Raw genomic sequence first — 22,143 nt, forward strand, 5'->3', positions numbered from 1 at the left:
CCGTCGGTTCGGCCCTCACGCCACGCCGCTGTCATGTGCCAGGTCCATACTGCGCGCCACCCTCCCCGATTCCGGACCTTGCCGCCATGCGCTCTGCTTATCCCCGTTTCCTGCCTGCCGCGCTGTTGCGCGCCACCTTGTCCGTTGCGCTGGTCGCGGCGCTTGCCGCCTGCGGCGGCAGCGACGATGACGACGACACGCCGTCGGCGGCGCCGCGCTCGGTTGCGTCGCTGCGCCTGATTGGCGAGCAGCGCATTGCGTTCAAACAGGCGGTACAGGACACGCCCGCGGGGGGCCTGTCGGGCATCGATTACGACCCGCGTACGCAGCGCTGGATGCTGGTCAGCGACGACCGGTCCGACCTGGCGCCCGCGCGCCTGTACGAAGCGCAATTGAGCTATGACGACAAGGCCTTCACGCGCGTTGCGCTGACAAACGTCGTGACTTTGAAGCAGCCCGACGGCAGCGTCTACCCGAGCGCCACGCAGTTCGCGCAGCGCGGCGGCACGGTACCCGATCCGGAAGCCATCCGTTTCGATCCCACCGACACCAGCCTGTGGGTGACCAGCGAAGGCAATCGTTCGCTGGGCCTGGACCCGCTGGTGCTGCATGTGTCGAATACCGGCGCGGCGATCGGGCAACTGACCACGCCGCCCCTGTTCAAGATGTCGCCCTCGCAGGAATTGGGCAGCCGCAACAACGCCACCTATGAAGGGCTGACCTTTGCGCCCGACGGACAATCGCTGTGGATCTCCATGGAAGGGCCGGTCTATCAGGACGGCCCGCTGCCGTCGGTCACCGCCGGCGCCGTGTCGCGCATCACACGCCAGGATCGCACGGGCAAGGTGCTGTCGCAGTTTGCCTATCCACTGGATGCGTTCCCGGCTGCACCGGCTCCCGGCAAGAACGCCGACAACGGCGTCTCCGAGATCCTGGCCATCACCGATACGCAATTTCTGGTGCTGGAACGCGCAGGCATCGAAGGCGCCGACGGCGTCTACGCGAACTACCTGCGCCTGTATCGCATCGACGTCACCGGCGCGACCGACGTGCAATCGTTGAGCACGCTCAGGAACGCGCAGTACACGCCTGTGCGCAAGACATTGATTCTGGACTTCAACCGTCTGGGGCTGCCAAGGATCGATAACCTGGAAGCCATGACCTGGGGTCCTCGCCTGCCCAATGGCCGCAATAGCCTGGTGATCGTTTCGGATGACAACTTCTCGGCCACGCAGGTCACGCAGTTCCTGGCCTTCGAGGTCGTGCCCAACTGACAGTGGTCAACCGAGATGCAAGCGGTCAACTCAGGGAAAGCCGTCAACCGAGGCCGCCCGTATCGAGCCTTGTCATGGCAGCCGGACACGCGGCTTAACGCAGGCGGTAAAACGCATCCGGCTGCGGCATGGCGGGCAAGGCCGTCTCGCCGATCATCTCGCGCAGCGTGCGCTCGATATTGACTGCCAGCGCGGTCAGCGCCAGATCATTGGGCTCTTCGCCAAAGGGATTTTCCAGTTCGCTGGCGATCGCATCGAGCGCCATGAAGGCATACGCAATGAAGACGCTGATGACGGGTGTGGCCGCGCCGATGCTGTCGACCAGCCCCAGCGGCAGCAAGGCACAGAAGAAATACACCGTTCGGTGCAACAGCACGTTGTAGGCATAAGGCAGCGGCGTGGACGCAATGCGTTCGCACCCGGCCACCACCGCACCCAGCCCATCCAGTTGACGTTGGCAACCATCGAACAGAATGTCGCTGAGCCGCCCGTCACGCCGCCAGCCGGCGAGCAGTCGCGACACTTCGTCCAGCAGATGCACGGGCTGATACTGCCGGGCCAGCGTGCGTGCGACATCGTCGGCGGGCAGCAAACGGTGCAGCACGTCCGTCGGGTCGGTGCTGCGCAACTGATGCTTGAGCGCATAGGTAAACGCGCACAGCAGCGAAACCAGCCGTTGGGCATCGGGGTCGCCCGGCGCAGCGTCGAGCACCCCCACCGCCTGGCGTGTCAGGTTTTGCGCGCGGATCAGCAGTTCGCCCCACAGCTTGCGGGCTTCCCAGTAGCGGTCGTAACTGGCGTTGTTGCGGAAGCTGACGAAGATGGCCAGCGCGACACCGATCAGACTGAACGGCGTGGGATTCAGATGCAGCCAGGACGTCCCGCCCGACGAATGCGCCCACAGGACGGCAAGCGAAATCACCAGGATGACGCTCAGCGGCAGCAGCACGGCCTTGAGCACGGAGCCGTTCCATACGAACAGCATCTTGAACCAGTTGAGTTTGGGACGGACGATCACGCGCTTCTCGAAGACATGCTTTGTAACGCGATTATCCGGCAATCGGCGGTGTAATGTGTCGATATTGCCCCAATGACGCCGCCGCAGGAGACCACCATGCCCCGCGCACCCGCCTCGCCCCCCGCCAGCACCCAGCCTTCCCCGCCCGACTTGCATGACGAAGACGCGCTGGACGAAGCGCTGGAAGAAACGTTTCCGGCCAGCGATCCGATCGCGATCTCGCCGGAACGCGAGCAGCACGACAAGCCGGAAGGACAATCGGTGGTGGATGACCGGGGCAAGAATCCGTAGCCACCGCGGCGCTCAAGATCAGTGCCGCGCGCCGCGCGGCCCGATCGTAGCGCGTGTTGCAACGCAGACTAACGATCGCGCCTTGGTGCCTGTGTCAGGCGTCCAGTCCGATATCCAGCGTGCGCGCGCTGTGGGTGATCCACCCGATGGCGATCAGATCGACCCCGGTAGCGGCGACCGCGGGCGCCGTTTCAGGCGTGATGCGTCCGGACGCCTCCAGGATCGCCCGGCCCCGCGCCATGCCGGCCGCCGTGCGCATGTCGTCGAGCGACATGTTGTCCAGCAGGACGACATCGACCCCTAGCGCCAGCGCCTCGTCCAGTTGCGCGAGTGTGTCGACTTCCAATTCGATCTTGACCATGTGACCGATCCCGGCACGCGCCCGCGTCACTGCCTCGCGAACGCCACCCGCGATCGCGACGTGGTTGTCCTTGATCAACACCGCGTCGTCCAGCCCGAAGCGATGGTTGCTGCCGCCACCGACCCGCACCGCGTACTTTTGCAAAGCACGCAAACCGGGCAGCGTCTTGCGAGTGCAGGTCACCCGTGCCCGATAGTCGCGAATGGCATTGGCAATCGACGCGGTGGCGGTCGCGACGCCGCTGAGATGACACAGGAAATTGAGCGCCGTGCGTTCAGCTGTGAGCATGGCGCGCGCCGACCCTTGCACCGTGGCGATGGTCGCACCAGGCGCCAGCCGGGCGCCGTCCTGCACATGGGCGTCGAACCGCAAGGCAGGGTTCATCAGCTGAAATGCGATGCGAGCCAGTTCCAGTCCGGCCAGCACACCGTCCTGCCGGGCCACCAGTCGCGTCTGCGCCTGGACGCCCGACGGCACAATGGCATCGGTCGTCAGGTCGCCGGCTCGGCCCAGGTCTTCGAGCAGCGCATTGCGCACGGCGGGCTCCAGCAGAAGGAAGGGAAGTCCAGGCACCGTGCGGGCAGCAGTGTCGGTATCGGGGGGCAAAGCAAACGCAGCTTTAATGCTCATGATGAGTATTTAACGCTCAGAAAAAGGGAGTGGGTGCTTTTATGCTAAACCTGAGCATATCGCTGCGTCAACACGCGCGTTTTCTAACCCGCCATCGTTGCCGTTGTCGCCCCCGCCTTTCACCTGCCTTCGTTCACCTGCCGCCTTCCACCCGCCGTTCCTCACCCCCCACGCGTCAACGGCAGCTTGCTTCCGCCCAGCGACCGTTCCTGCACCACACTCCCCCGGAACCGGAACAGCTTGGCCGGCCGGCCCGCCGTCCCGACGGCCAGATGGCCGGTCTCTTCCACCAGATCCTGCTGTTCGATCAGCCGGCGAAAGTTCTGCTTGTGCAGTGCGCGGCCGGCAAGGGCTTCGACGGTCTGCTGCAAATGCAGCAGCGTGAACTCCGGCGGCATCAGCTCGAATACCACGGGCCGGTACTTGATCTTGGCCCGCAGGCGCGCAATGCCGGTCGCCAGGATCCGGCGGTGGTCATGCAGCATGCAATCGCCCGGCACGCTGCCTGTCGCATCGGCAACACCGCGCCGCACGGCCTCGGGCACCAGGCCCGCCTCAAACAGCAGCTCGTAGCGCTGCAGCACCCCTTCTTCATTCCACGCCTGCCCATCCAGGCCGAACGCCAGCGCCGCACGCAGTCGGCGGCGGCCGGCACCGGCCTTGTCGTCGGCGCGCGACGCCCACGCTGTCAGGCCCGGCAGGATCGCCTCGGCGACGACGGCGGGTTCCCCGGTGCGCCGATCTTCCCACGGAAAGTAGCGATACCAATCATGCCAGCCGACCTGGTCGACCCGGTCGCCATCGGCCTCGCGCGTCAGGCCCAGGTAGCTGATGGAGATCACCGCAGCCTGCGTGAACGCGTCGCCGGCATCGGCTCCCGCCTGTGCCGCTTCTGCCACGTCGGTGCGGTCGCGATCCGCGAAGGTATACAGCTGTTCGACATAGCCCAGCGGGTGATGCGTTTGCGCTTCGACCCACGCGCGCAGGCCGGCCTGCAGGGACCGATGCATCATCTGGAAGGGACCGGACGGCAAGGCGCCGCCATCGCGGGTGGTCAGGACACGCGGCTGGCCATCGGTGACCGCGACCAGCACGGCCACCAGTTCAGCGCTCAGACAGGCGCCACCCGACACGGCATCACCCGCGGACCGGCCCGTGACGCTCGCCTGCGGCCGCACGCCGCGCAAGGCCACGCGTTTTCTGGCGCCAGTCACAGGAGCGGAACGGTCATCGGCAGGAAGGTCGGGCTTCGGCGTCAAGGCGGCAACATCCATCGGGCATGACCGCAGGCTGCGGCACGCGCTGATTATAGGACCCACGCATGAAGCGTTCCCTGAACTTCTCACGCAAATCTTTCGGCAATGACCCCACAACGTCGGCCTTCGCGGTTACATCGTCCTCCCGCCAGTGCCGCGTTTGCCTATAGAATTGCGCGGCCGCGTTTCTGTCCTGGCATCAGCTCGAGGTCCCTTACTTTCTATGCACGGCGTCAATTTTCAAGCGCTTTTCAATGCGTCGCCCAACGCCTACCTCTTGATGAACCGCCGGTTTGTCATTGTCGGGGCCAACCAGACCTACTTGCGCGTCACGGGTCGTACCCTGGAAGGCCTGGTCGGTCTGGACATCTTTGACGCCTTCCCGAGCCGGGATGCGAATGGCCACCTCGATGGCAACGGGCTGGCCCTGCAGGATTCCTTGCGCCGCGCCGTCGACCAACGCAAGCGCGACGAACTGCCCTACATCCATTACGCGATCGCGCGCAGCACCGATGCCGGCGACGTGATCGAAGACCGCTACTGGAGCGCCACGCACACGCCCCTGTTCGACATCGAAGGCGAAGTCGAGTACGTGTTGCAGCACACCGAAGACATCACCGAAATCCAGGTGATGCGCAAGGAATTGCGCGCCACCCGCATGGACCAGGAAGACAGCGACAGCACGGCGCCGGGCGCGGTCCAGAGCCGCGTGCTGCGACGGGCCATGGTCGTGCAGGAAGCCAACCAGGTACTTCAGGCGGAGGCATCGCACCTGCGCCGGCTGTTCGAAGAAGCGCCCGGTTTCATGTGCTTTCTGCAGGGGCCCAATCACGTCTACCAGATCGCCAACGCCGCCTACTACAAGCTGATCGGACGGCAGGACGTGCTGGGCAAGCCGATCCGGGTCGCCCTGCCCGAGCTGGCCGGGCAAGGCATGTTCGAGATGCTGGACAAGGCTTTTGCGGACGGCCAGGCCTTTGTCGGCATCGACCTGCCCGTGCAGTTCCACGGCGCGGGCGGCGACCCGATCACGCAGCGCTATGTCGACGTGGTGTGCCAGCCCGTGATCGAGCCCGACGGCCGCGTCTCAGGCATTTTCGTCCAGGGCAGCGATGTGACGCAGCGCAAGCTGGCGCAGGAAGAACTGGCGCGGCATCGCGAACATCTGGAACTGCTGGTCGAAGAGCGCACGGCCGAACTTGAAGCCAGCGAAGCGCAGCGGCGCCAGGCCCTGAAAATGGAAGCGGTCGGCCGGCTGACGGGCGGCATCGCGCATGACTTCAACAACGTGCTGCAGGTCATCGGCGGCAATCTGCAGTTGCTGCGGCAGTTCGTGGATACCGACGACCGCGCGTCGCGCCGTCTGGCGTCGGCCATGAGCGGCGTCGAGCGTGGCGCCAAGCTGGCGTCGCAACTGCTGTCCTTCGCGCGCAAGCAACCGCTGGAACCCGTGGTCCTGAATGCCGGGGTCCTGTTGAACAACATGGACGACATCCTGCGCCGCGCGCTGGGTGAATCGATTGAACTTGAAACGGTCATCGCCGGTGGGCTGTGGAATGTGCATGTCGACCGCAACCAGCTCGAAAACGCGCTGCTGAATCTGGCGATCAATGCGCGCGACGCGATGGACGGCGACGGCCGCATCACGCTCGAAACCAACAATGCGAGCCTGGACGACGCCTACGCGGCGGCGCATGAGGAGGTCATTGCCGGCCAGTACGTGATGATTGCCGTCTCGGACACCGGCAGCGGCATGACCGAAGACGTCATGGCGCGCGCCTTCGAGCCCTTCTTCACGACGAAACCCGATGGCAAGGGATCGGGCCTGGGCCTGAGCATGGTCTATGGCTTCGTCAAACAAAGCGGCGGGCATCTCAAGATCTATTCCGAAGTCGGCCATGGCACCACCATCAAGATGTACCTGCCGCGGGTGCATGCCGTCGAAGAAGTGTCGCGGCCCGCGTATGAAGGCGCCGCAACCGGCGGCACCGAAACCGTGCTGGTCGTGGAAGATGACGCCGCCGTGCGCGCCACGGCGGTGGACCTGCTGGTCGAGCTGGGGTACCACGTCCTGAAGGCGCACGATGCGCAAAGCGCGCTGGCGGTCATCGACAGCGGCGTGCCGATCGACGTGCTGTTTACCGACGTGGTCATGCCCGGACCGATCCGCAGTCCGGAACTGGCGCGCCGCGCCAAGGCCATGCAGCCGCGGATCGAAGTGCTGTTCACATCGGGCTATACCGAAAACGCCATCGTGCACGGCGGACGTCTGGATCCGGGCGTGGCGCTCCTGGGCAAGCCCTACCGCCGCGAAGACCTGGCGCGCAAGCTGCGGCATGTACTGGCCGGGCGCGAGCACGTCGAGCAGGCGCAGCTTGCGCTGAACAATGCCCCCGCCGTGCACCGCCTGCCGGGCACGCCGGTGCGCGTGCTGGTCGTGGAAGACAATGCGGACGCCCTGGCGGCGACATTGGAGATCCTGGATTACCTGGGTTATCCGGCCGAGGGTGCCGCCACCGCCGAAGCGGCCATGGACCTGTTGGCCGCGCAGCGCTTCGATGTGCTGCTGGCCGATGTCGAACTGGCGGGAACGTCCGGCGTGGAACTGGCCACCCGGGTGCGGGAGCAATATGGACTGCATGTGGTGTTCGCCAGCGGGTACCCCGCCCGGCAGACGCCCATCCCCGACGCACCCTGGCTGCAAAAGCCCTTCACCATCGATGACATGTCATCCCTGTTGATCCGGCTCTCTGCCCTGCCCAGGTAGGCGCCGGAGGCGCGGCCCGCAACCCAGGGCTTTTCCGCAGTGTTTTATTTACACAGGCCAAACGCAGCATGGCGGAATCAGGACACAATAGATGGTCCGGATTTGACAAGCCACCTGCATGAGCGCTACTCCGCCCCACGTTGAACGCGCCTTGACGGGATCGGCTGCCCGGCGCGCGCACCCCGGCAGGTGGCTCACCCTATCCGGCGCCGCGCTCATCGCCGCCATCCTGATCGCCGCGTTGTCCCTGATCGTGAACCTGCAGCACCGGGTCATCGCCGGCAAATCGCAGGAACTGGCCAATCTGGCGCTGGTGCTGGCGCAGGAAACCGAGCGGGCCTTCCAGGCCCTCGAAACCGTCCAGACCAGCCTGGTCGAGCGCCTGCGCAACGAAGGCATCAACACCCCCGAAGCCTTCGACTTCCGGATTCGCGAACAAGACGTTTACGGACTGCTGCGGGACCGGCTCGACAGCCTGCCCTATGTGGAAGCCCTGACGCTGATCAACCAGGAGGGGCACCTCGGCAATTTCAGCCGCTACCAGCCCACGCCACCCGTCAACGTGGCCGACCGGGATTACTACAAGACGCTCATGGCCGATCCGGACATGGAAAGCTACCTGAGCGCGCCGGTCGAAAATCGCGGCACCGGCAGCTGGACGATCTACCTTGCGCGCAAGTTTGCGGCGCGCGATGGCGAAGCGCTGGGCCTGATCCTGGGGGCCATGCGCCTGGACTACTTTGCGCGTTTCTACAGCACCATCAACGTCGGCAAGGGCGGCGCGATTGGCTTGTTCCGCTCGGACGGGACCCTGCTGGTCCGCCATCCGCCGGTTCCGGGCACGGTCGGCACCAGCACCGGCCCCACGACCACGGGCGAGGCGTTCGCCAGGTCGGCTGCCCAACCCGGCGCCGCCAGCGCTGCCGCCCTTCTCAGCCCCATCGATGGCCAGCAACGGCTGATTGCCATTCGCGCGCTGGAACGCTATCCGGTCACGGTCGCGGTCAGCACCACGACTGCGTCCGTTGACGCCGCATGGCGGCCCGAAGCGCTGGTGATCGGGATCGCCGCCCTGCTGCTGTGCCTGATCCTGGCCGCCTGCGTCGTGCTGGGGCGGCGACAGCTCGACGCCCACCATGCGCTGACCCACGCCGCCAACCATATCGCGCGGCACGATGCGCTGACGGGCCTGCCCAACCGGGTGCTGTTCACGGAACGGCTGCGCGGCCTGGTGGGCGCGCCGCTGACCCGGCCCATGGCGCTGCTGCTGATCGATCTGGATTACTTCAAGTCGGTCAACGACACCCTGGGCCATCCGGCGGGCGACTCCCTGCTGCGCGTCATCGCGGCCCGCCTGGTCGACTGCGCGGGACCGGACGATCTGGTCACCCGGCTGGGCGGCGATGAATTCGCGATCATCCTGATGGACGCCAACACCCCGGGGGCGGCCGAACGCAAGGCGCAGGCCGTCGTCGACGCCATTGCCGAACCGTGCAGGCTGGATGGCAACCAGGTAGTAACGACGGCCAGTGTCGGCATCACGCTGGCTCCTGAACATGGCACCGACGCCGACCAGTTGCTCAAGAACGCCGACCTGGCCCTGTACCGCGCCAAGGCCGACGGCCGCGGCAACTGGCGGGTGTTCGAGCTGGCCATGCAGAAAGCCGTGCAGGCCCGTCGCAATGTCGAGATGGCGCTGCGCGATGCCTTGTCGTCGGAAGGGTTCGAGGTCTTCTACCAGCCCGTGCTGGCCAACCAGAGCGGGGCGCTCTGCGGCTTCGAAGCGTTGCTGCGCTGGAAGCATCCCGGGACGGGAGCGCCGCCGCCCTCCGAATTCATTCCTATCGCCGAAGAAACTGGCCTGATCGTTCCGATGGGCCGCTGGGTGCTGGAGCAGGCCTGCCGGGCCGCAGCCACATGGCCCGACCCCATCCGCGTGGCCGTGAATGTATCGGCCTGCCAGTTCCTGAGCGGCGATCTTGTCAGCCACGTGCGCGACGCGCTGTCCAAGGCCGGGCTGCCGGCGCATCGGCTCGAACTGGAAATGACCGAGACGGTGCTGCTGCGCGAAGACGCGCAGGTGCGCACCACCCTCGATCAGCTGCACCTGCTCGGGGTCAGCATCGCGCTCGATGACTTCGGCACCGGCTATTCGTCACTCAGCTACCTGCGGCGCTTTCCGGCGGACCGCATCAAGATCGACATCTCGTTCGTGACCGACATCTGCGAGAACGAAGAGTCCGCGCGTATCGTGCGTGCGGTGGTCGACCTGGCGCGCAGCCTGGGCATGTCCACCACGGCCGAAGGCGTCGAAACGCTGGCGCAGTGGAACCGGCTCAAGGCGGCGGGCTGTGACGAGATCCAGGGCTACTACGTTGGACGACCCGGGCCCCTGGCATCGACCTATGCCCACCTGGACAGCCCGGCACAGTGACCTGGCATCCAGGCGTGCCTTGACGCGCTGCCGCCGCCCTGCCCCGCTCAGGCGAACTGCGCGCCCAGCCCCGCCGTGACGAAGGCCGTCAGGTGCTTGACCATGTAGCGGTACTGCGTGGCATTGGATGCCGTGACCGTGCCGTGCCGATGCACCCATCGCGCGACGCCATGCAGGATCTGGTCCTGCAGCATCCGCATCCGAAGCTGATAGCAGCTGTCGGGCATGGCGGGCGCCAGATGGCGCGCCATGCGCTCCAACCGGGTCATGGCTGAAAAGCAGGCAGGGTCGATCACCGCTTCATAGGTCCACTTCGGATTGAGCATGGCCTGGCTGGCCACGATCACATGCTGCGCCCCCCACGGCGCATCGGCCACCCGGTCGCACAGTTCCGCAATGCAGGCATGCGTCAATTCGTGCAGGTCGCGCGCCAGGCCCGAGGCTTCAAGGCGGTCAAGGCGGGCATGCCGGCCCTGGTCAATCTCGCGCAGACGCCGCTCCAGCACCGCGACCACCAGGCTGTCGCGCGACCCGAAGTGATAGTGCGCCGCCGACAGATTCTTTTGCCCGCTGGCACGCACGATCTCCCGCATCGACACATGGTCGATGCCGCGCTCGGCAAAGAGGGCTTCGGCCGCGTCCATCAGCAAGGTGGGAGTATCCGGCGCAGGGTCAGACATCAGGGGGCAAGGGATTCCGGAACGGATGAAAAGAAGACGGCCACTGCGAGGAAATGGCCGCCGAGAGAAGGCAACCACCCAGGGATGGACTGGCAGGAGGACCGAGCGCAAGGAACAGGTAAAGGAACAGCTGCAAGGACCGCGCGGGCCGTGCGTTCTAATTCACCTGTCTGAGCGTGACGGCATGGACGACGCGCGACCCGCGACACTTCCTGGGAGCAAAAACAGGGCCAGCGCGCATCGCGGCAATAGGACCCGCATTGGCCCGCCCGGGCTGACAAACCGGGCGTTCGTGGTGCATGAGCCGCCCCGATTGCGCCATCGCGGTGCGCCGCGCGGGCCCGTTTTCAGGCGCACCACCGGATGCCGTTCGTGCATGCCCAGTGGCATGGATTCTGCTTTGGCTAATTCACGCGAATTAGGCCGCCGATGGCTGCAAGCACCAACCGGTTCTCAGCACCAACCGGTTGTCAGCCCCACCGAGTTGTCAGCATCAACCCGTTGTCGACGTCAACCATCGACGGCCTTGCCCGCACCGACTCCAGGCACTCCCTCTGTCCCTTCAAGGAACCACCATGTCCCGTTCGCCTGCTTCCCGTCCCGTGGCACAGACCCTCCCTTCCCTGTTCACCGCGCAGCGCCTGTTCGCCGCCGTCATCGTGGCGGCCGCAGCGGCCACGGCCTTTGCGCCGCAAGCGCGCGCCGCCGACAAGGTCGCCATGCTGCTGCCCGGATCGATCAACGATCAGAGCTGGAACGCCGCGGGCTTTGGCGCGGTGGGCAAACTGAAGGCAGCAGGCGATGACGTGGCGTTCTCGGAGAACGTGGCGCCCGCCGACCGCATCGAGGCCATGAAGGACTACGCGCGCCGCGGCTATACGTCCATCATCGGACACTCGGGCAGCTTCCTGTCGGCCGCGCAACGCGTGGGTCCGGAATTTGAAAAGGTCACGTTCATCATCGGGTCGGGCGGTGCGGGCGCGGGCAAGAACGTGGTCTCGGTCGACTACGACAATGCGCAGATGGGCTACATGATGGGCGTGCTGGCCGCGCGTCTGTCCAAGAGCAACAAGGTCGGCTCGGTCAACGGTCTAGAAGGCCTGCCCAACGTGGTCCAGCAGGTCGGCGGCTTTCGCCAGGGCGTCAAGAGCGTCAAGCCCACGGCCGAGGTCAAGGTCATCTACATCAAGGACATGGAAGACGCCGCCATGGCCAAGGAAGCCGCGCTGGCGTTGATCTCGGGCGGCGCCGACTTCGTGTTCGGCAAGCTCAACGCCGGCCAGAACGGCATCGTGCAGGCCGCCAAGGAAAAGAAGGTCTACACCAGCGGCCGGTCGTTCGCGCATGCCGAAATGGCGCCCGATCAGGTCGTGACGACCATCGTCGAAAAGTGGCCCGACATGTACCTGGCCGCCACGCGCGACGCATCGGCCGGCAAGCTCAAGCCGGGCCTGACCATGTACGGCTATGAAGCGGCGGGCGGCCCGGGCGCCGAACTGATGTTTGCCAAGGACACGCCGTATGGCAAGGGCGTGCCCAAGGAAGTGGTCGCCGAACTGGAAGCGATCAAGAAGAAGTTTGCGTCGGGTGCGCTCAAGCTCGACGTGAAGAAAGAAGACGCGCGCGGCGGCGTCTGATCTTGTGCCCGGTCCGCTTTCATCTTTCAATTACACGAGCACGCACACCATGTCGACCATGCTGGAGATGCGCGGCATCTCCAAGACCTACGGCGCGGTGCGCGCCAATCGCAACATTGACCTGACCGTCCAACGGGGCGAAATCGTCGGGCTGCTGGGCGAGAACGGATCGGGCAAAAGCACGTTGATGAAGATCCTGTTCGGCATGGTGCGGCCCGACACGGGCGGCATCGTGTATCAGGGACGGGAAATGGCCGTGGGCTCGCCCAAGGGCGCGCTCGACGCCGGCATTGCCATGATCCACCAGCACTTCACGCTGGTCGAGGCGATGACCGTGACCGAAAACCTGTTGCTGGGCATGCATGGCGGGGGCGCCTGGCTGGCGCCCGCGGCCATGGCTCAACGCATTCGCGAGGCAGGTGAGCGCTATGGCCTGTCGATCGACCCGGGGGCCCGTGTCGAATCGCTCGCCCTGGGCGAAAAGCAGCGGGTCGAAATCCTGAAGGCGATCCTGCGCGGGGCCGACCTGCTGATTCTGGACGAGCCGACCTCCATCCTGTCGCCGCCCGAGATCGCGCAACTGTTGGACTTTCTCAAGCGGTTTCGCGCCGAAGGCCGCGCCGTCATTTTCATCACCCACAAGCTGGGCGAGATGCTGGAAGTCGCCGATCAGGTGGTGGTGCTGCGCGATGGCCAGGTCGTGGGCGCGCAGTCCACGCAGGGTGCGACACGCCAGTCGCTGGCGCGCCTGATGGTGGGTCGCGACCCGGCGCCTGCCGCGGCGCGTGCCGAGTCTCCACCGGGCCGCGAACGCCTGCGAGTCGAAGGACTGGGCGCACGGGATGCCAGCGGCGCACAACGGCTCAAAGACGTGAGCTTCACGCTCAGGGCCGGCGAAGTCCTGGCCATTGCCGGTATCGACGGCAACGGCCAGGGTGAACTGGCCGATACGCTGGCGGGCATCACCCGCGCAAGTGGTGGCGCCCTGTTCCTGGACGGCGTGGACATTACCCGCGGCCATGCCCGTTCACGGCTGGCTGCCGGCATTGCCTACCTGCCGGCCGACCGGTCGGGCACCAGCCTGGTCCAGGCCATGAGCCTGGAAGACAACCTGATGCTGCGCGACGCCGACCAAGCGCCCTATTCACGCGGCGGCGTGATCGATCGGGGCGCGGCGCGGCGCATTGCCAATGAACGGCTCGCGCGGTTCAACGTGCGCGCCGCGTCCTCGATGGTGGCGGCCCGCACGCTGTCGGGCGGCAACCAGCAGAAGGTCGCGCTGGCCCGCGAGATCGGCCGCGCCCCGGACATCCTGATCGCCTTTCAGCCGACCTGGGGCCTGGACCCGGACTCGACGCGCTTCGTAATCCAGCAGGTGCTGGCGCTGCGCGATGCGGGCGGCGCGGTCATCTACATTTCGTCCGAACTTGAAGAGGTGCTGGCGGTGGGCGACCGCATCGCGGTGCTGTCCGAAGGCAGCCTGGTGGACATGCTGGACCGCAAGGATGCGGATATCGAACGACTTGGCCTGGCGCTTGCCGGCAGCGCCAGCAAGAAGGTGGCATGAACACACTCGCTTCTCCCTCGCCCCGCCCGCTGGGCGCGGGACGTTTCCTTGGCGCGGCGCGCCGCGCCCAGCCTTTGCTGCGCGCTGTCGCATCCATTGTGCTGGCGCTGGTCATCACCTCCATGCTGATCCTGATGGCGGGCAAGAACCCCATCGACGCCTATGGTCACATGGTCATGGGCGCCTTCGGATCCTGGGACCGGGTGGTTGTCGGTCTCAACAAAACCACGCCCTATCTGCTGTGCGCAGTCGGCATTGCGTTGTGCTTTCGCGGACAGGTCATCAACATCGGCGCCGAGGGGCAGCTTGCGATCGGCGGTATCGGCGCCGCGGTGGTGGCGCTGACCTGGGGCACTCTGCCGGCCTGGGCCCTCATTCCGCTGTGCCTGGCGGCCGGCGCCCTGGGCGGCGCAGGGTGGGCGGGCATCGCGGCCACCATCCGCATTACGCGCGGCGTGCATGAAGTGCTGGTGACGCTCCTGATGAATTTCGTCGCGCTGCTGATCGTGGCCGAAGTGTTGCACGGCGAGTTGGGGGAAGTCGGCGCGGGCTTTCCGCAAACCCCTTTGTTCGAAAGCGCCGCGTGGCTGCCCAAGCTGATTCCCGGCACCGATCTGCACATCGGCATTCTTCTGGCGGTGGTGGCCGCGCTGGCCGCCAGCTTCCTGCTTTGGCGAACCACGCTCGGTTTTCGCTGGCGGCTGGTGGGCGCAAGCCCCTCTGCTGCCCGATATGCAGGCGTGTCGGCGGGCCGCGCGGTGTTCGGGTTGATGGCATCCGCCGGTGCATTGGCCGGACTTGCAGGCGCCATCGAATGCCTCGGGGTGCATTACCGGCTGATTGAAGGCTTTTCGGCGGGTTTTGGTTTCAACGCCGTGGCCATCGCGCTGATGGGCGCGCTCAATCCCCTGTATGTCCTGCCGGCCGCGCTGTTCTTCGGCTTTCTTGAAACCGGCGCGCTGGCCATGCAGCGCCAGATTGGCGTGCCGTCCTCGCTGGTGCTGGTGATCCAGGGCCTGACGATGGTGTTCGTGCTGTGCGCCATCGGCCGGTCCGACGCGGAGAAGATCTGATGGACGCGCTATTCGTCACCGACTTTCTTGCAGCCTGCATCCGTATCGCCACGCCGCTGGCGCTGGCCGCCCTGGGCGGCATCCTGTCGGAGCGCAGCGGCACGTTCGCCGTGGGCCTGGAAGGACAGATGCTGACCGGCGCCTTCTTTGGCGTGATCGGCACTTTTCTGTTGGGCCACATCGGCTGGGGCCTGGTGGCCGCGGCGCTTGGCGGCATGGGCCTGGCCCTGCTGGTGGCCACCGCCACGGTCCGCTTCCATACCGAACACATGGTGACGGGCATCGCATCGAACATTCTGGCGCTGGGCCTGACCAGCTTCATGCTGCGCGCGCTGGTCGGCCAGGGCCAGGCGCCGGTGATCCGCATCCCGACACTGCAGGCCTGGTCGGTGCCCTACCTGTCCGACCTGCCCGTGATCGGGCCCCTGCTGTTTACCCAGCCGCCGCTGACCTACTTCACGGTGCTGGCGATCGTGCCGGTGTCGGTGTTCCTGTTTCGCACGCGCGCGGGCCTCACGCTGCGGGCCGTGGGCGAGAACCCGCAGGCCGCCTTTGCGGCCGGCGCGCGGCCGGATCGGGTGCGCATGGCGGCCATCGTGGCCGGCGGCGCCTTTGCGGGACTGGCCGGCGCGGTGCTGTCCTTGCAGCAGGTGGGCACCTTTACCGACGGCATGACCAGTGGCCGCGGCTATCTGGTGCTGGCCGCGATCATCGTGGGCCGATGGATGCCGCTGGGCACCCTGGCCGCGTGCCTGGTGTTTGGCGCGGCCGAGGCACTGTCGTTGCGCGTGCAGGCCTTCAGCCTGCCCGTGTCGTCGTATGTGATCCAGATGCTGCCCTACCTGGCGGCGCTGGCCGTGCTGGCCGGCCTGGGCCGGTCGGCGCGGCTGCCGGCGGCGATCGGAAAACCGTTCCGACAGGGGTGAGGCAAGCTCACTTGCCCAGGCGCCGGCGCCGCTCGGCGTCATCCATCCCGAGCACTTCGGCCAGCACCTGCGCCGTGTGCTCGCCCAATCTGGGCGGCGCGTGGCGGTATTCCACCGGCATCGCCGAGAACCGCAGCGGACTGGCCGTGACCGGCGCAGTGGTCCCGGCCGGATGGGGCATGTCGACACGCAGCCCGCGCGCCTTGACCTGCGGATCGTCGAACACCTGGCCGATGTCGTTGATCGGTCCACACGGCACGCCCACCGCTTCGAGCCGGGCGAGCCAGTCGTCTCGCCGGCCCTGCTGCATGATGTCGGTCAGCAGGCCGACCAGCACATCACGATTGATGACCCGCCGCCGGTTGTCGATGAAACGTTCGTCTTCGGCCAGTTCCGGCGCGCCGATGGCGCGGCAGTAGGCCCGATACTGGCTATCGTTGCCCGTCGCAACGATCAGGTGACCATCGGCCGCGGCGAACACCTGGTAGGGCACGACATTCTGGTGCGCATTGCCGGCCCGCTGCGGCGCCACCCCGCTCGTAAAGAAATTGGAGTTCTGGTTCGCCAGCAAGGCGACATGGCAATCGAGCAAGGCGATATCCAGATGCTGGCCCAGCCCGCTGCGGCTGCGTTCGGTCAAGGCGGCCAGGATGGCCACGCTGGCATACATGCCGGTGACGATGTCGGTCACGGCCACGCCAGCCTTTTGTGGACCCGCACCCGGCAGGCCGTCGCGCTCGCCAGTGATGCTCATGAGGCCGCCCATGCCCTGGATCATGAAGTCGTACCCGGGGCGGGTGGCGTAAGGGCCGTCCTGCCCGAAGCCGGTGATCGAGCAATACACCAGTGCAGGGTTGAGCGCGCTCAACGTTGCATAGTCGAGACCGTAGCGAGCCAGCCCGCCCACCTTGAAGTTCTCGACCACGACGTCGCACTGGCAGGCCATCTCGCGCAGCACCTGCGCACCTTCCGGCGTGGCCATGTCGATCTCGATCGACCGCTTGTTGCGGTTGGTGCTCAGGTAGTAGGCCGCCTCTGTCGTGTCCTCGCCGGCCGCATCCTTCATGTAGGGCGGACCCCAGCCACGGGTGTCGTCGCCCGCGCCGGGCCGTTCCACCTTGATCACGTCGGCGCCCAGGTCGGCCAGGTTCTGCGTGCACCAGGGCCCGGCCAGGATACGGCTCAAGTCCAGCACACGAACGCCGTCGAGCGGCGCGCGGCGGGCGGTCATGCGGCCTCCTGCGTGGATAGATCGAACGCCGCGGTCCCGTGGCTCAGCGCCACCACATCGCGTTCAGCCACCCGCGCGCGAAAGCGCACGACACCCGGCCCGTCATCCCACAGATCGAACACCAGTGTTTCGCCGGGATACACCGGCGACGAAAAACGCGCGTCCAGCTGGCGCAGCCGGCTCGCGTCGTAGTCGCAGCGCTCGCGCACGATCGCATGCGCGGCCATGCCGAACGAGGCCAGTCCATGCAGGATGGGACGCGGATAGCCTGCCGCCTGCGCCACCGCCGGGTCCACATGCAAGGGATTGGGGTCGGCGCTCAGGCGATAGATCAATGCGGCGCGCGGTGATACCGGCAGGCTGGCCGAGGCGTCGGCGGCGCGGTCGGGCGTTGCAAGCAGCGGCGGCGCAGGGGCGTCCCCCTGGCCAAACCCGCCATCCCCGCGGCAGAAGGTGGATTGCGTCAGCGTCGCCAGGCAGACGCCGTTTGAGTTCAACACGTTGCGTTCGACAACCACAATGGCTCCCTTGTCGGCACCCTTGTCGATGACATGGGTGATGCGGCTTCGGCCCACCACCTCGCCTTCGGGTGGCAGGGGCGCGTGGATGCGCAGGCGCTGTTCGCCATGCACCAGCCGCACCCAGTCGATCCCGGCGCGCGGATCGCGCATCCAGAAGCCAGGATAGCCCAGCACCACGCTCATGGTCGGAAACGCCGCCAGGCCGTCTTCATACACATAGCGCAGTTGCCGGGTGTCTGACGGGTCCTCGCCCAGGCCGATCCCCAGGGCATACAACATGGTGTCTTTCGCCGCATACCGCTGCGGCACGTCGGGAAATTCCCAGTGTTTCAGGGTCGCGTAATCCAGGGGCATGATGGGCTCAGATCGGATCCCAGTCGATCACGTCCGGCGATCGTTCGAGGGCGAAGAATTGTTTGCGCATGGACGGGATTGCGACATCGGCGATCGATTCCGGCGTCCAGCCTTCGCTCAGATGCACCGACCGGATCGGCCGTGGCTGGCTGAACAGCATGATCTCGTTGGCGCGCACCGCGAACAGCTGCGCCGTCACGTCACGCGCGGCATCACTGGCCAGGTAGACGGCGAGCGGCGCGACCTTGCCGGGCTCCATCTTCTTGAGCTTTTCGACCCGTGCCCGGGCCTCGGGGGTATCCGCCGGAATCGAGCTGGTCATGCGGCTCCACGCGAACGGCGCAATGCAGTTGGACCGTACGTTGTAGCGGGACATGTCCAGCGCAATCGATTTCGACAGCGCCACCACGCCAAGTTTGGCGGCCGCGTAGTTGGCCTGGCCCAGGTTGCCGATCAGGCCCGATGTGGACGTCATGTGCACAAACGCGCCGGACTCCTGTTCGCGAAAGAATGGCGCGGCCGCGCGGCTCACAAAGAAGGCGCCATGCAGGTGCACGTCGATCACCTGGCGCCATTCGTCTTCGTTCATCTTGTGAAAGACGCGGTCACGCAGGTTGCCGGCATTGTTGACGATGGCATCGATCCGGCCAAAGTGGTCGATCGCGGTCTGTACGATCCGGTTGGCGCCTTCCGATGACGCCACGCTGTCGGTGTTGGCCACCGCCTCGCCACCGGCCGCGCGGATCTCGGCCACCACCTGCTGCGCGGGGCCGTCCCCGCCGCCTTCCCCTGCCAGCGATACACCGATGTCGTTGACGATGACCCGCGCGCCCGATGCCGCCATCGCCAGCGCCACGCTGCGGCCGATGCCACCCCCCGCCCCCGTCACCACCACCACCTTGCCTGCAACGATATCGCTCATGGACTGCGTCTCCTGTCTGACCACGTTTTGACGCATGGTAGATTCAACGGCAGACATTCAAGCATTCAAGAATAAGAATGCCCCCCTTTTGCGTGGTGGAACATGAGACATGACCTGACCGACCTGCGGCTGTTCGTGAACGTAGGCGAGACCCGGAATCTGACCCGCGCCGCCGAGCGCACCTTCCTGTCGCTACCCGCCGCCAGCGCACGTATCAAGAACATGGAAGAAGGCTTCAAGGCCCGTCTGCTGGTGCGTCTTGCCACCGGTGTGTCGTTGACGCCGGCCGGCGAAGTGCTGCTGCACCATGCCCGCGCCATCTTCAGCCAGCTCGAATGCCTGAACGCCGACCTGCAGCCCTATACCCGCGGCGTGAAGGGCCGCCTGCGCCTGCTGGCGAACACCACCGCCACCAATTCCTTTCTGGCCGACGCCCTGTCCACCTTCCTGCCGGAACATCCGGATGTCGATATCGAGCTGACCGAAAAATCGTCGGTCGACATCGTGCTGGCCTTGCGCGCGGGCGCGGGTGACCTGGGGATCGTCTCGGGCACCATCAGCAGCGACGGCCTGGATGTGTACCCGTTGTTCCGCGACGAACTGGCGGTGGTGACCTCGCTCACGCATCCGCTGGCGTCGGAGCCCCGCGTGCAGTTTGCCGACCTGCTCGAGCACTATCAGTTTGTCGGCATCCATCCGGACAGCGCGATCCAGACCTTCCTGGAAGACATTGCATCCGGCTTGGGCAAGCGGGTGAACCAGCGCGTGCACGTGGGCAGCTTCGAAGCCGTGTGCCGCATGGTCGAAGCCGGCGCCGGCATCGCCATCGTGCCCCGCGCCTGCGCCGCGCGTTACAGCCGCCCGCAAGCCTTGAAGGTCGTCCCGCTCGCCGACGAGTGGGCCCTGCGCGACCGCCTGCTGTGCCGGCAGCGCGGCCGCGACCTGCCCCGCTTTGCCGAGGATTTCATCCAGCACATCATGCGGGCGACACAGGCTGATCCTTCGCCGCGTTGACCTCGCAGGCGCGACCCCGACCCAGGGTCATCCCGCTGCGGGAAGACGCGGGGGTTGGCCGCAAACGACGAGGGGCTTCCGCAGATACGAATCCGCCCCTTGCCCCTGATTCGTAAATAATGGCCCAGGCCGTCGCACGGCATCGTGCGCCCTGGCCGCCATAACAACGACATCAGGAGACACATATGGTCCATCGGGAACGGCGCCGTTTCGTCGCAGGACTGGGCACCACGCTAGGCGCGGCGCTTGGAACGGGCATGGGCGCGGGGTGGGGTTGGAGTCTGGGCACGGTGGGCGGCATGCTGCCCGGCGCCGCGCACGCGGCCAGTGACGCGTGGCCCGGCCGCCCGGTCACCTTCATTGTGCCCTTCCCGCCGGGCGGTCCGGTCGACGTGACTGCGCGCTTTACCGCACAGCCGCTGGGCGCCCGATGGGGCGTCCCGGCCATCGTGGACAACCGCGCAGGCGCGGGCGGCATCGTCGGTGCGCAGCTGGCCGCGCGGGCCGAACCCGATGGCCACACCTTCTTCTTTTCGTCCATCCATCACGCGGTCCGGCCCACGTCGGCCAACACGCCGGGCTATGACTTCGTCAAGGATTTCGTGCCGGTAGGCATGGCGGCGGTGTTCCCCATCGTGCTGGTCGTGCATCCGTCATTGCCCATCAAATCGGTGGCCGAATTGATCGCCTATGCCAAGGCCAACCCGGGCAAGCTATCGTATGGATCGTCGGGCAATGGCGGCGGCACGCATCTGGCGGGCGAACTGTTCAACAGCATGACGGGCGCCAAGCTGCAGCACATTCCCTATCGCGGCAGCGCGCCGGCCATGCAGGACTTGCTGGGCGGGCAGGTGCAGATCATGTTTGCCGATGGTCCATCGGCCGTGCCGCACGTCAAGGCGGGCAAGATCCGCGCGCTGGGTGTCGGCAATCCCGAACGGTCCGCCCTGGCGCCCGACGTGCCGACGATCGCGGAGTCGGGTTTGCCGGGCTACGAAGCGTATTCATGGAGCGGGCTGGTCGCGCCGGCACGCACGCCGCCCGCCATCATTGCAAGGGTCAACGCCGATCTCGTCAGTTTGCTGACGGACCCGGCAACGGCCAAGGCGATGCTTGCCGCGGGCGCGGAACCCAAGCCGGGAACCCCGGATGCCTTCAAGGCGTTCATCAAGTCCGAGATCGACAAGTGGCAAAAGATCATCCGGGAAGCGAACATCACGCTCGACTAGGGCCCAGGCGCTCGCGCGCTTCGTCATACTCCCGCTGCCATTGGGCGACCAGCGCTTCCACGGGCAGCACTTCCTGCGCCGCGCCCACGCCCTGCCCCGCGCTCCAGACATCACGCCATCCCTTGGGCCGGGCGTCCTTGTCGAGATTGACGGGCGCGGCGGCGCCGGCTTCCAGCGCCGCGGGGTCGATCCCCGCCGCCACGATGCTGGGCAGCAGGTAGTTGGCGGGCACGCCGGAAAAATACGCCGTGTTGACCACATCGGCCGCCTGCGCGCCAAGCACCATGTCGCGATACGCATCGGACGCCAGCGATTCGGTCGTGGCGATAAAGGGCGTGCCCACATAGGCGTAGTCGCAACCGAGCACCTGCGCGGCCAGCACGTCCTTGCCGTGGCTCAGGCACCCTGACAAGGCCAGCGGCCCGTCATGGAAGGCCCGCACTTCGTTGACGAACGCAACCGGATTCAAGCGCCCCGCGTGGCCGCCCGCCCCCGCCGCCACCAGGATCAGCCCGTCGGCGCCGGCCGCCAGCGCACGTCGCGCGTGCCGCACCTGCGTGACGTCGTGAAAGACCTTGCCGCCATAGGCATGCACGGCCTTGACGACCGCATCGGGCGCATGCAGCGACGTGATGACCAGCGGCACGCGGCGGCGCGCCAGGATCTCCAGGTCGCCTTCCCATCGCGGGTTCGAAGGATGCACGATCAGGTTCACGCCGTAGGGCGCCACCACGGCGTCCGGATGTGCTTCCCGATACGCCGCCAGCCCGGCTTCGATTCGCGTCAGCCAGTCTTCCAGCACCGGCTGCGGCCGCGCGTTCAATGACGGAAAGGTCCCGACAATCCCTGCAGTGCACTGAGCAATCACCAGGTCGGGGCCCGACACCAGGAACATTGGCGCCGCGATCACGGGCAGCCGCAAGCTGCCGGGAAATTCGGAAGAAGAAAACGCCGTCAT

Annotated in this window: 18 protein-coding genes; 10 read left to right on the forward strand and 8 right to left on the reverse strand. The window is 66.4% G+C overall.

Annotated elements, in window-relative coordinates; all coding sequences use genetic code 11:
• The first annotated feature begins 86 nt into the window (after positions 1-86).
• Positions 87-1,274, forward strand: coding sequence for an esterase-like activity of phytase family protein (locus IE116_RS05895; protein WP_189610633.1), 1,188 nt, complete (start codon positions 87-89; stop codon positions 1,272-1,274).
• Positions 1,275-1,368: 94 nt separating this feature from the next.
• Here the strand turns inward: IE116_RS05895 and IE116_RS05900 are convergent, their stop codons facing one another.
• On the reverse strand, positions 1,369-2,292 hold the full coding sequence (locus IE116_RS05900) for a bestrophin family protein (RefSeq protein ID WP_189610635.1): 924 nt from the start codon (positions 2,290-2,292) through the stop codon (positions 1,369-1,371).
• Positions 2,293-2,388: 96 nt separating this feature from the next.
• Between IE116_RS05900 and IE116_RS05905 the strand changes: the two genes are divergently transcribed.
• Positions 2,389-2,583, forward strand: coding sequence for a hypothetical protein (locus tag IE116_RS05905; RefSeq protein WP_189610637.1), 195 nt, complete (start codon positions 2,389-2,391; stop codon positions 2,581-2,583).
• A gap of 94 nt (positions 2,584-2,677) precedes the next feature.
• On the opposite strand, the gene nadC is transcribed toward IE116_RS05905, so the two are convergent.
• Both nadC and IE116_RS05915 read right to left on the reverse strand, forming a co-directional pair.
• Positions 2,678-3,574: a carboxylating nicotinate-nucleotide diphosphorylase gene (nadC, locus tag IE116_RS05910; protein WP_189610638.1), complete on the reverse strand. Its 897-nt coding sequence runs from the start codon at positions 3,572-3,574 to the stop codon at positions 2,678-2,680.
• A gap of 161 nt (positions 3,575-3,735) precedes the next feature.
• Positions 3,736-4,707 (reverse strand): NUDIX hydrolase, encoded by a 972-nt coding sequence (locus tag IE116_RS05915; RefSeq protein WP_189614467.1) that lies wholly within the window; start codon positions 4,705-4,707, stop codon positions 3,736-3,738.
• 346 nt (positions 4,708-5,053) lie between these two features.
• Here IE116_RS05915 and IE116_RS05920 point away from each other — a divergent pair, with 346 nt between their 5' ends.
• Positions 5,054-7,597 (forward strand): hybrid sensor histidine kinase/response regulator, encoded by a 2,544-nt coding sequence (locus IE116_RS05920; RefSeq protein ID WP_189610640.1) that lies wholly within the window; start codon positions 5,054-5,056, stop codon positions 7,595-7,597.
• Between the two features lie 118 nt (positions 7,598-7,715).
• The gene (locus tag IE116_RS05925) at positions 7,716-10,031 is read left to right on the forward strand and encodes a bifunctional diguanylate cyclase/phosphodiesterase (RefSeq protein WP_189610642.1); all 2,316 of its coding nucleotides are present in this window, start codon (positions 7,716-7,718) and stop codon (positions 10,029-10,031) included.
• Positions 10,032-10,078: 47 nt separating this feature from the next.
• On the opposite strand, the gene IE116_RS05930 is transcribed toward IE116_RS05925, so the two are convergent.
• Complete coding sequence (locus tag IE116_RS05930; protein ID WP_189610645.1) at positions 10,079-10,711, reverse strand: TetR/AcrR family transcriptional regulator; 633 nt, start codon at positions 10,709-10,711, stop codon at positions 10,079-10,081.
• Positions 10,712-11,286: 575 nt separating this feature from the next.
• On the opposite strand from IE116_RS05930, the gene IE116_RS05935 reads away from it, so the two are divergent.
• From IE116_RS05935 to IE116_RS05950, 4 genes are read left to right on the forward strand one after another with little or no spacing between them, the layout of a single operon-like run.
• A complete protein-coding gene (locus IE116_RS05935) occupies positions 11,287-12,348 on the forward strand; it encodes a BMP family protein (protein ID WP_189610646.1) in 1,062 nt (353 codons plus the stop codon).
• Positions 12,349-12,397: 49 nt separating this feature from the next.
• Positions 12,398-13,915, forward strand: coding sequence for an ABC transporter ATP-binding protein (locus IE116_RS05940; protein WP_189610648.1), 1,518 nt, complete (start codon positions 12,398-12,400; stop codon positions 13,913-13,915).
• Positions 13,912-14,988 carry an ABC transporter permease gene (locus IE116_RS05945; protein ID WP_189610650.1) on the forward strand — a complete coding sequence of 359 codons (1,077 nt, stop codon included), beginning with the start codon at positions 13,912-13,914 and terminating at the stop codon, positions 14,986-14,988. Before IE116_RS05940 ends, IE116_RS05945 begins: the two co-directional genes overlap by 4 nt.
• On the forward strand, positions 14,988-15,914 hold the full coding sequence (locus tag IE116_RS05950) for an ABC transporter permease (protein WP_189610652.1): 927 nt from the start codon (positions 14,988-14,990) through the stop codon (positions 15,912-15,914). Before IE116_RS05945 ends, IE116_RS05950 begins: the two co-directional genes overlap by 1 nt.
• Positions 15,915-15,921: 7 nt before the next feature.
• Here the strand turns inward: IE116_RS05950 and IE116_RS05955 are convergent, their stop codons facing one another.
• The 3 genes from IE116_RS05955 to IE116_RS05965 are packed head-to-tail and all read right to left on the reverse strand — an operon-like array spanning position 15,922 to position 18,942.
• Complete coding sequence (locus IE116_RS05955; protein ID WP_189610654.1) at positions 15,922-17,145, reverse strand: CaiB/BaiF CoA transferase family protein; 1,224 nt, start codon at positions 17,143-17,145, stop codon at positions 15,922-15,924.
• Positions 17,142-18,020 (reverse strand): MaoC family dehydratase, encoded by an 879-nt coding sequence (locus IE116_RS05960; protein WP_189610656.1) that lies wholly within the window; start codon positions 18,018-18,020, stop codon positions 17,142-17,144. Before IE116_RS05960 ends, IE116_RS05955 begins: the two co-directional genes overlap by 4 nt.
• Positions 18,021-18,027: 7 nt before the next feature.
• Positions 18,028-18,942 carry an SDR family NAD(P)-dependent oxidoreductase gene (locus tag IE116_RS05965; RefSeq protein ID WP_189610658.1) on the reverse strand — a complete coding sequence of 305 codons (915 nt, stop codon included), beginning with the start codon at positions 18,940-18,942 and terminating at the stop codon, positions 18,028-18,030.
• Between the two features lie 102 nt (positions 18,943-19,044).
• On the opposite strand from IE116_RS05965, the gene IE116_RS05970 reads away from it, so the two are divergent.
• Positions 19,045-19,956 carry a LysR family transcriptional regulator gene (locus IE116_RS05970; protein WP_189610660.1) on the forward strand — a complete coding sequence of 304 codons (912 nt, stop codon included), beginning with the start codon at positions 19,045-19,047 and terminating at the stop codon, positions 19,954-19,956.
• A gap of 185 nt (positions 19,957-20,141) precedes the next feature.
• A complete protein-coding gene (locus tag IE116_RS05975) occupies positions 20,142-21,185 on the forward strand; it encodes a Bug family tripartite tricarboxylate transporter substrate binding protein (RefSeq protein WP_189610662.1) in 1,044 nt (347 codons plus the stop codon).
• Here the strand turns inward: IE116_RS05975 and IE116_RS05980 are convergent.
• The gene (locus IE116_RS05980) at positions 21,172-22,143 is read right to left on the reverse strand and encodes an NAD(P)H-dependent flavin oxidoreductase (protein WP_189610664.1); all 972 of its coding nucleotides are present in this window, start codon (positions 22,141-22,143) and stop codon (positions 21,172-21,174) included. The genes IE116_RS05975 and IE116_RS05980 overlap by 14 nt on opposite strands.

The organism is Pigmentiphaga litoralis, from assembly GCF_014651835.1.
GTDB lineage: Bacteria > Pseudomonadota > Gammaproteobacteria > Burkholderiales > Burkholderiaceae_B > Pigmentiphaga > Pigmentiphaga litoralis.

What these genes read in the sequence shown, in the direction of transcription:
- IE116_RS05955 (WP_189610654.1), bottom strand. Translation starts at nt 17,145, where the DNA reads ATGACCGCCCGCCGCGCGCCGCTCGACGGCGTTCGTGTGCTGGACTTG.
- IE116_RS05935 (WP_189610646.1), top strand. Translation starts at nt 11,287, where the DNA reads ATGTCCCGTTCGCCTGCTTCCCGTCCCGTGGCACAGACCCTCCCTTCC.
- IE116_RS05905 (WP_189610637.1), top strand. Translation starts at nt 2,389, where the DNA reads ATGCCCCGCGCACCCGCCTCGCCCCCCGCCAGCACCCAGCCTTCCCCG.
- IE116_RS05925 (WP_189610642.1), top strand. Translation starts at nt 7,716, where the DNA reads ATGAGCGCTACTCCGCCCCACGTTGAACGCGCCTTGACGGGATCGGCT.
- IE116_RS05975 (WP_189610662.1), top strand. Translation starts at nt 20,142, where the DNA reads ATGGTCCATCGGGAACGGCGCCGTTTCGTCGCAGGACTGGGCACCACG.
- IE116_RS05945 (WP_189610650.1), top strand. Translation starts at nt 13,912, where the DNA reads ATGAACACACTCGCTTCTCCCTCGCCCCGCCCGCTGGGCGCGGGACGT.
- IE116_RS05950 (WP_189610652.1), top strand. Translation starts at nt 14,988, where the DNA reads ATGGACGCGCTATTCGTCACCGACTTTCTTGCAGCCTGCATCCGTATC.
- IE116_RS05980 (WP_189610664.1), bottom strand. Translation starts at nt 22,143, where the DNA reads ATGACGGCGTTTTCTTCTTCCGAATTTCCCGGCAGCTTGCGGCTGCCC.
- IE116_RS05970 (WP_189610660.1), top strand. Translation starts at nt 19,045, where the DNA reads ATGAGACATGACCTGACCGACCTGCGGCTGTTCGTGAACGTAGGCGAG.
- IE116_RS05895 (WP_189610633.1), top strand. Translation starts at nt 87, where the DNA reads ATGCGCTCTGCTTATCCCCGTTTCCTGCCTGCCGCGCTGTTGCGCGCC.
- IE116_RS05940 (WP_189610648.1), top strand. Translation starts at nt 12,398, where the DNA reads ATGTCGACCATGCTGGAGATGCGCGGCATCTCCAAGACCTACGGCGCG.
- IE116_RS05930 (WP_189610645.1), bottom strand. Translation starts at nt 10,711, where the DNA reads ATGTCTGACCCTGCGCCGGATACTCCCACCTTGCTGATGGACGCGGCC.
- nadC (WP_189610638.1), bottom strand. Translation starts at nt 3,574, where the DNA reads ATGAGCATTAAAGCTGCGTTTGCTTTGCCCCCCGATACCGACACTGCT.
- IE116_RS05920 (WP_189610640.1), top strand. Translation starts at nt 5,054, where the DNA reads ATGCACGGCGTCAATTTTCAAGCGCTTTTCAATGCGTCGCCCAACGCC.
- IE116_RS05960 (WP_189610656.1), bottom strand. Translation starts at nt 18,020, where the DNA reads ATGCCCCTGGATTACGCGACCCTGAAACACTGGGAATTTCCCGACGTG.
- IE116_RS05965 (WP_189610658.1), bottom strand. Translation starts at nt 18,942, where the DNA reads ATGAGCGATATCGTTGCAGGCAAGGTGGTGGTGGTGACGGGGGCGGGG.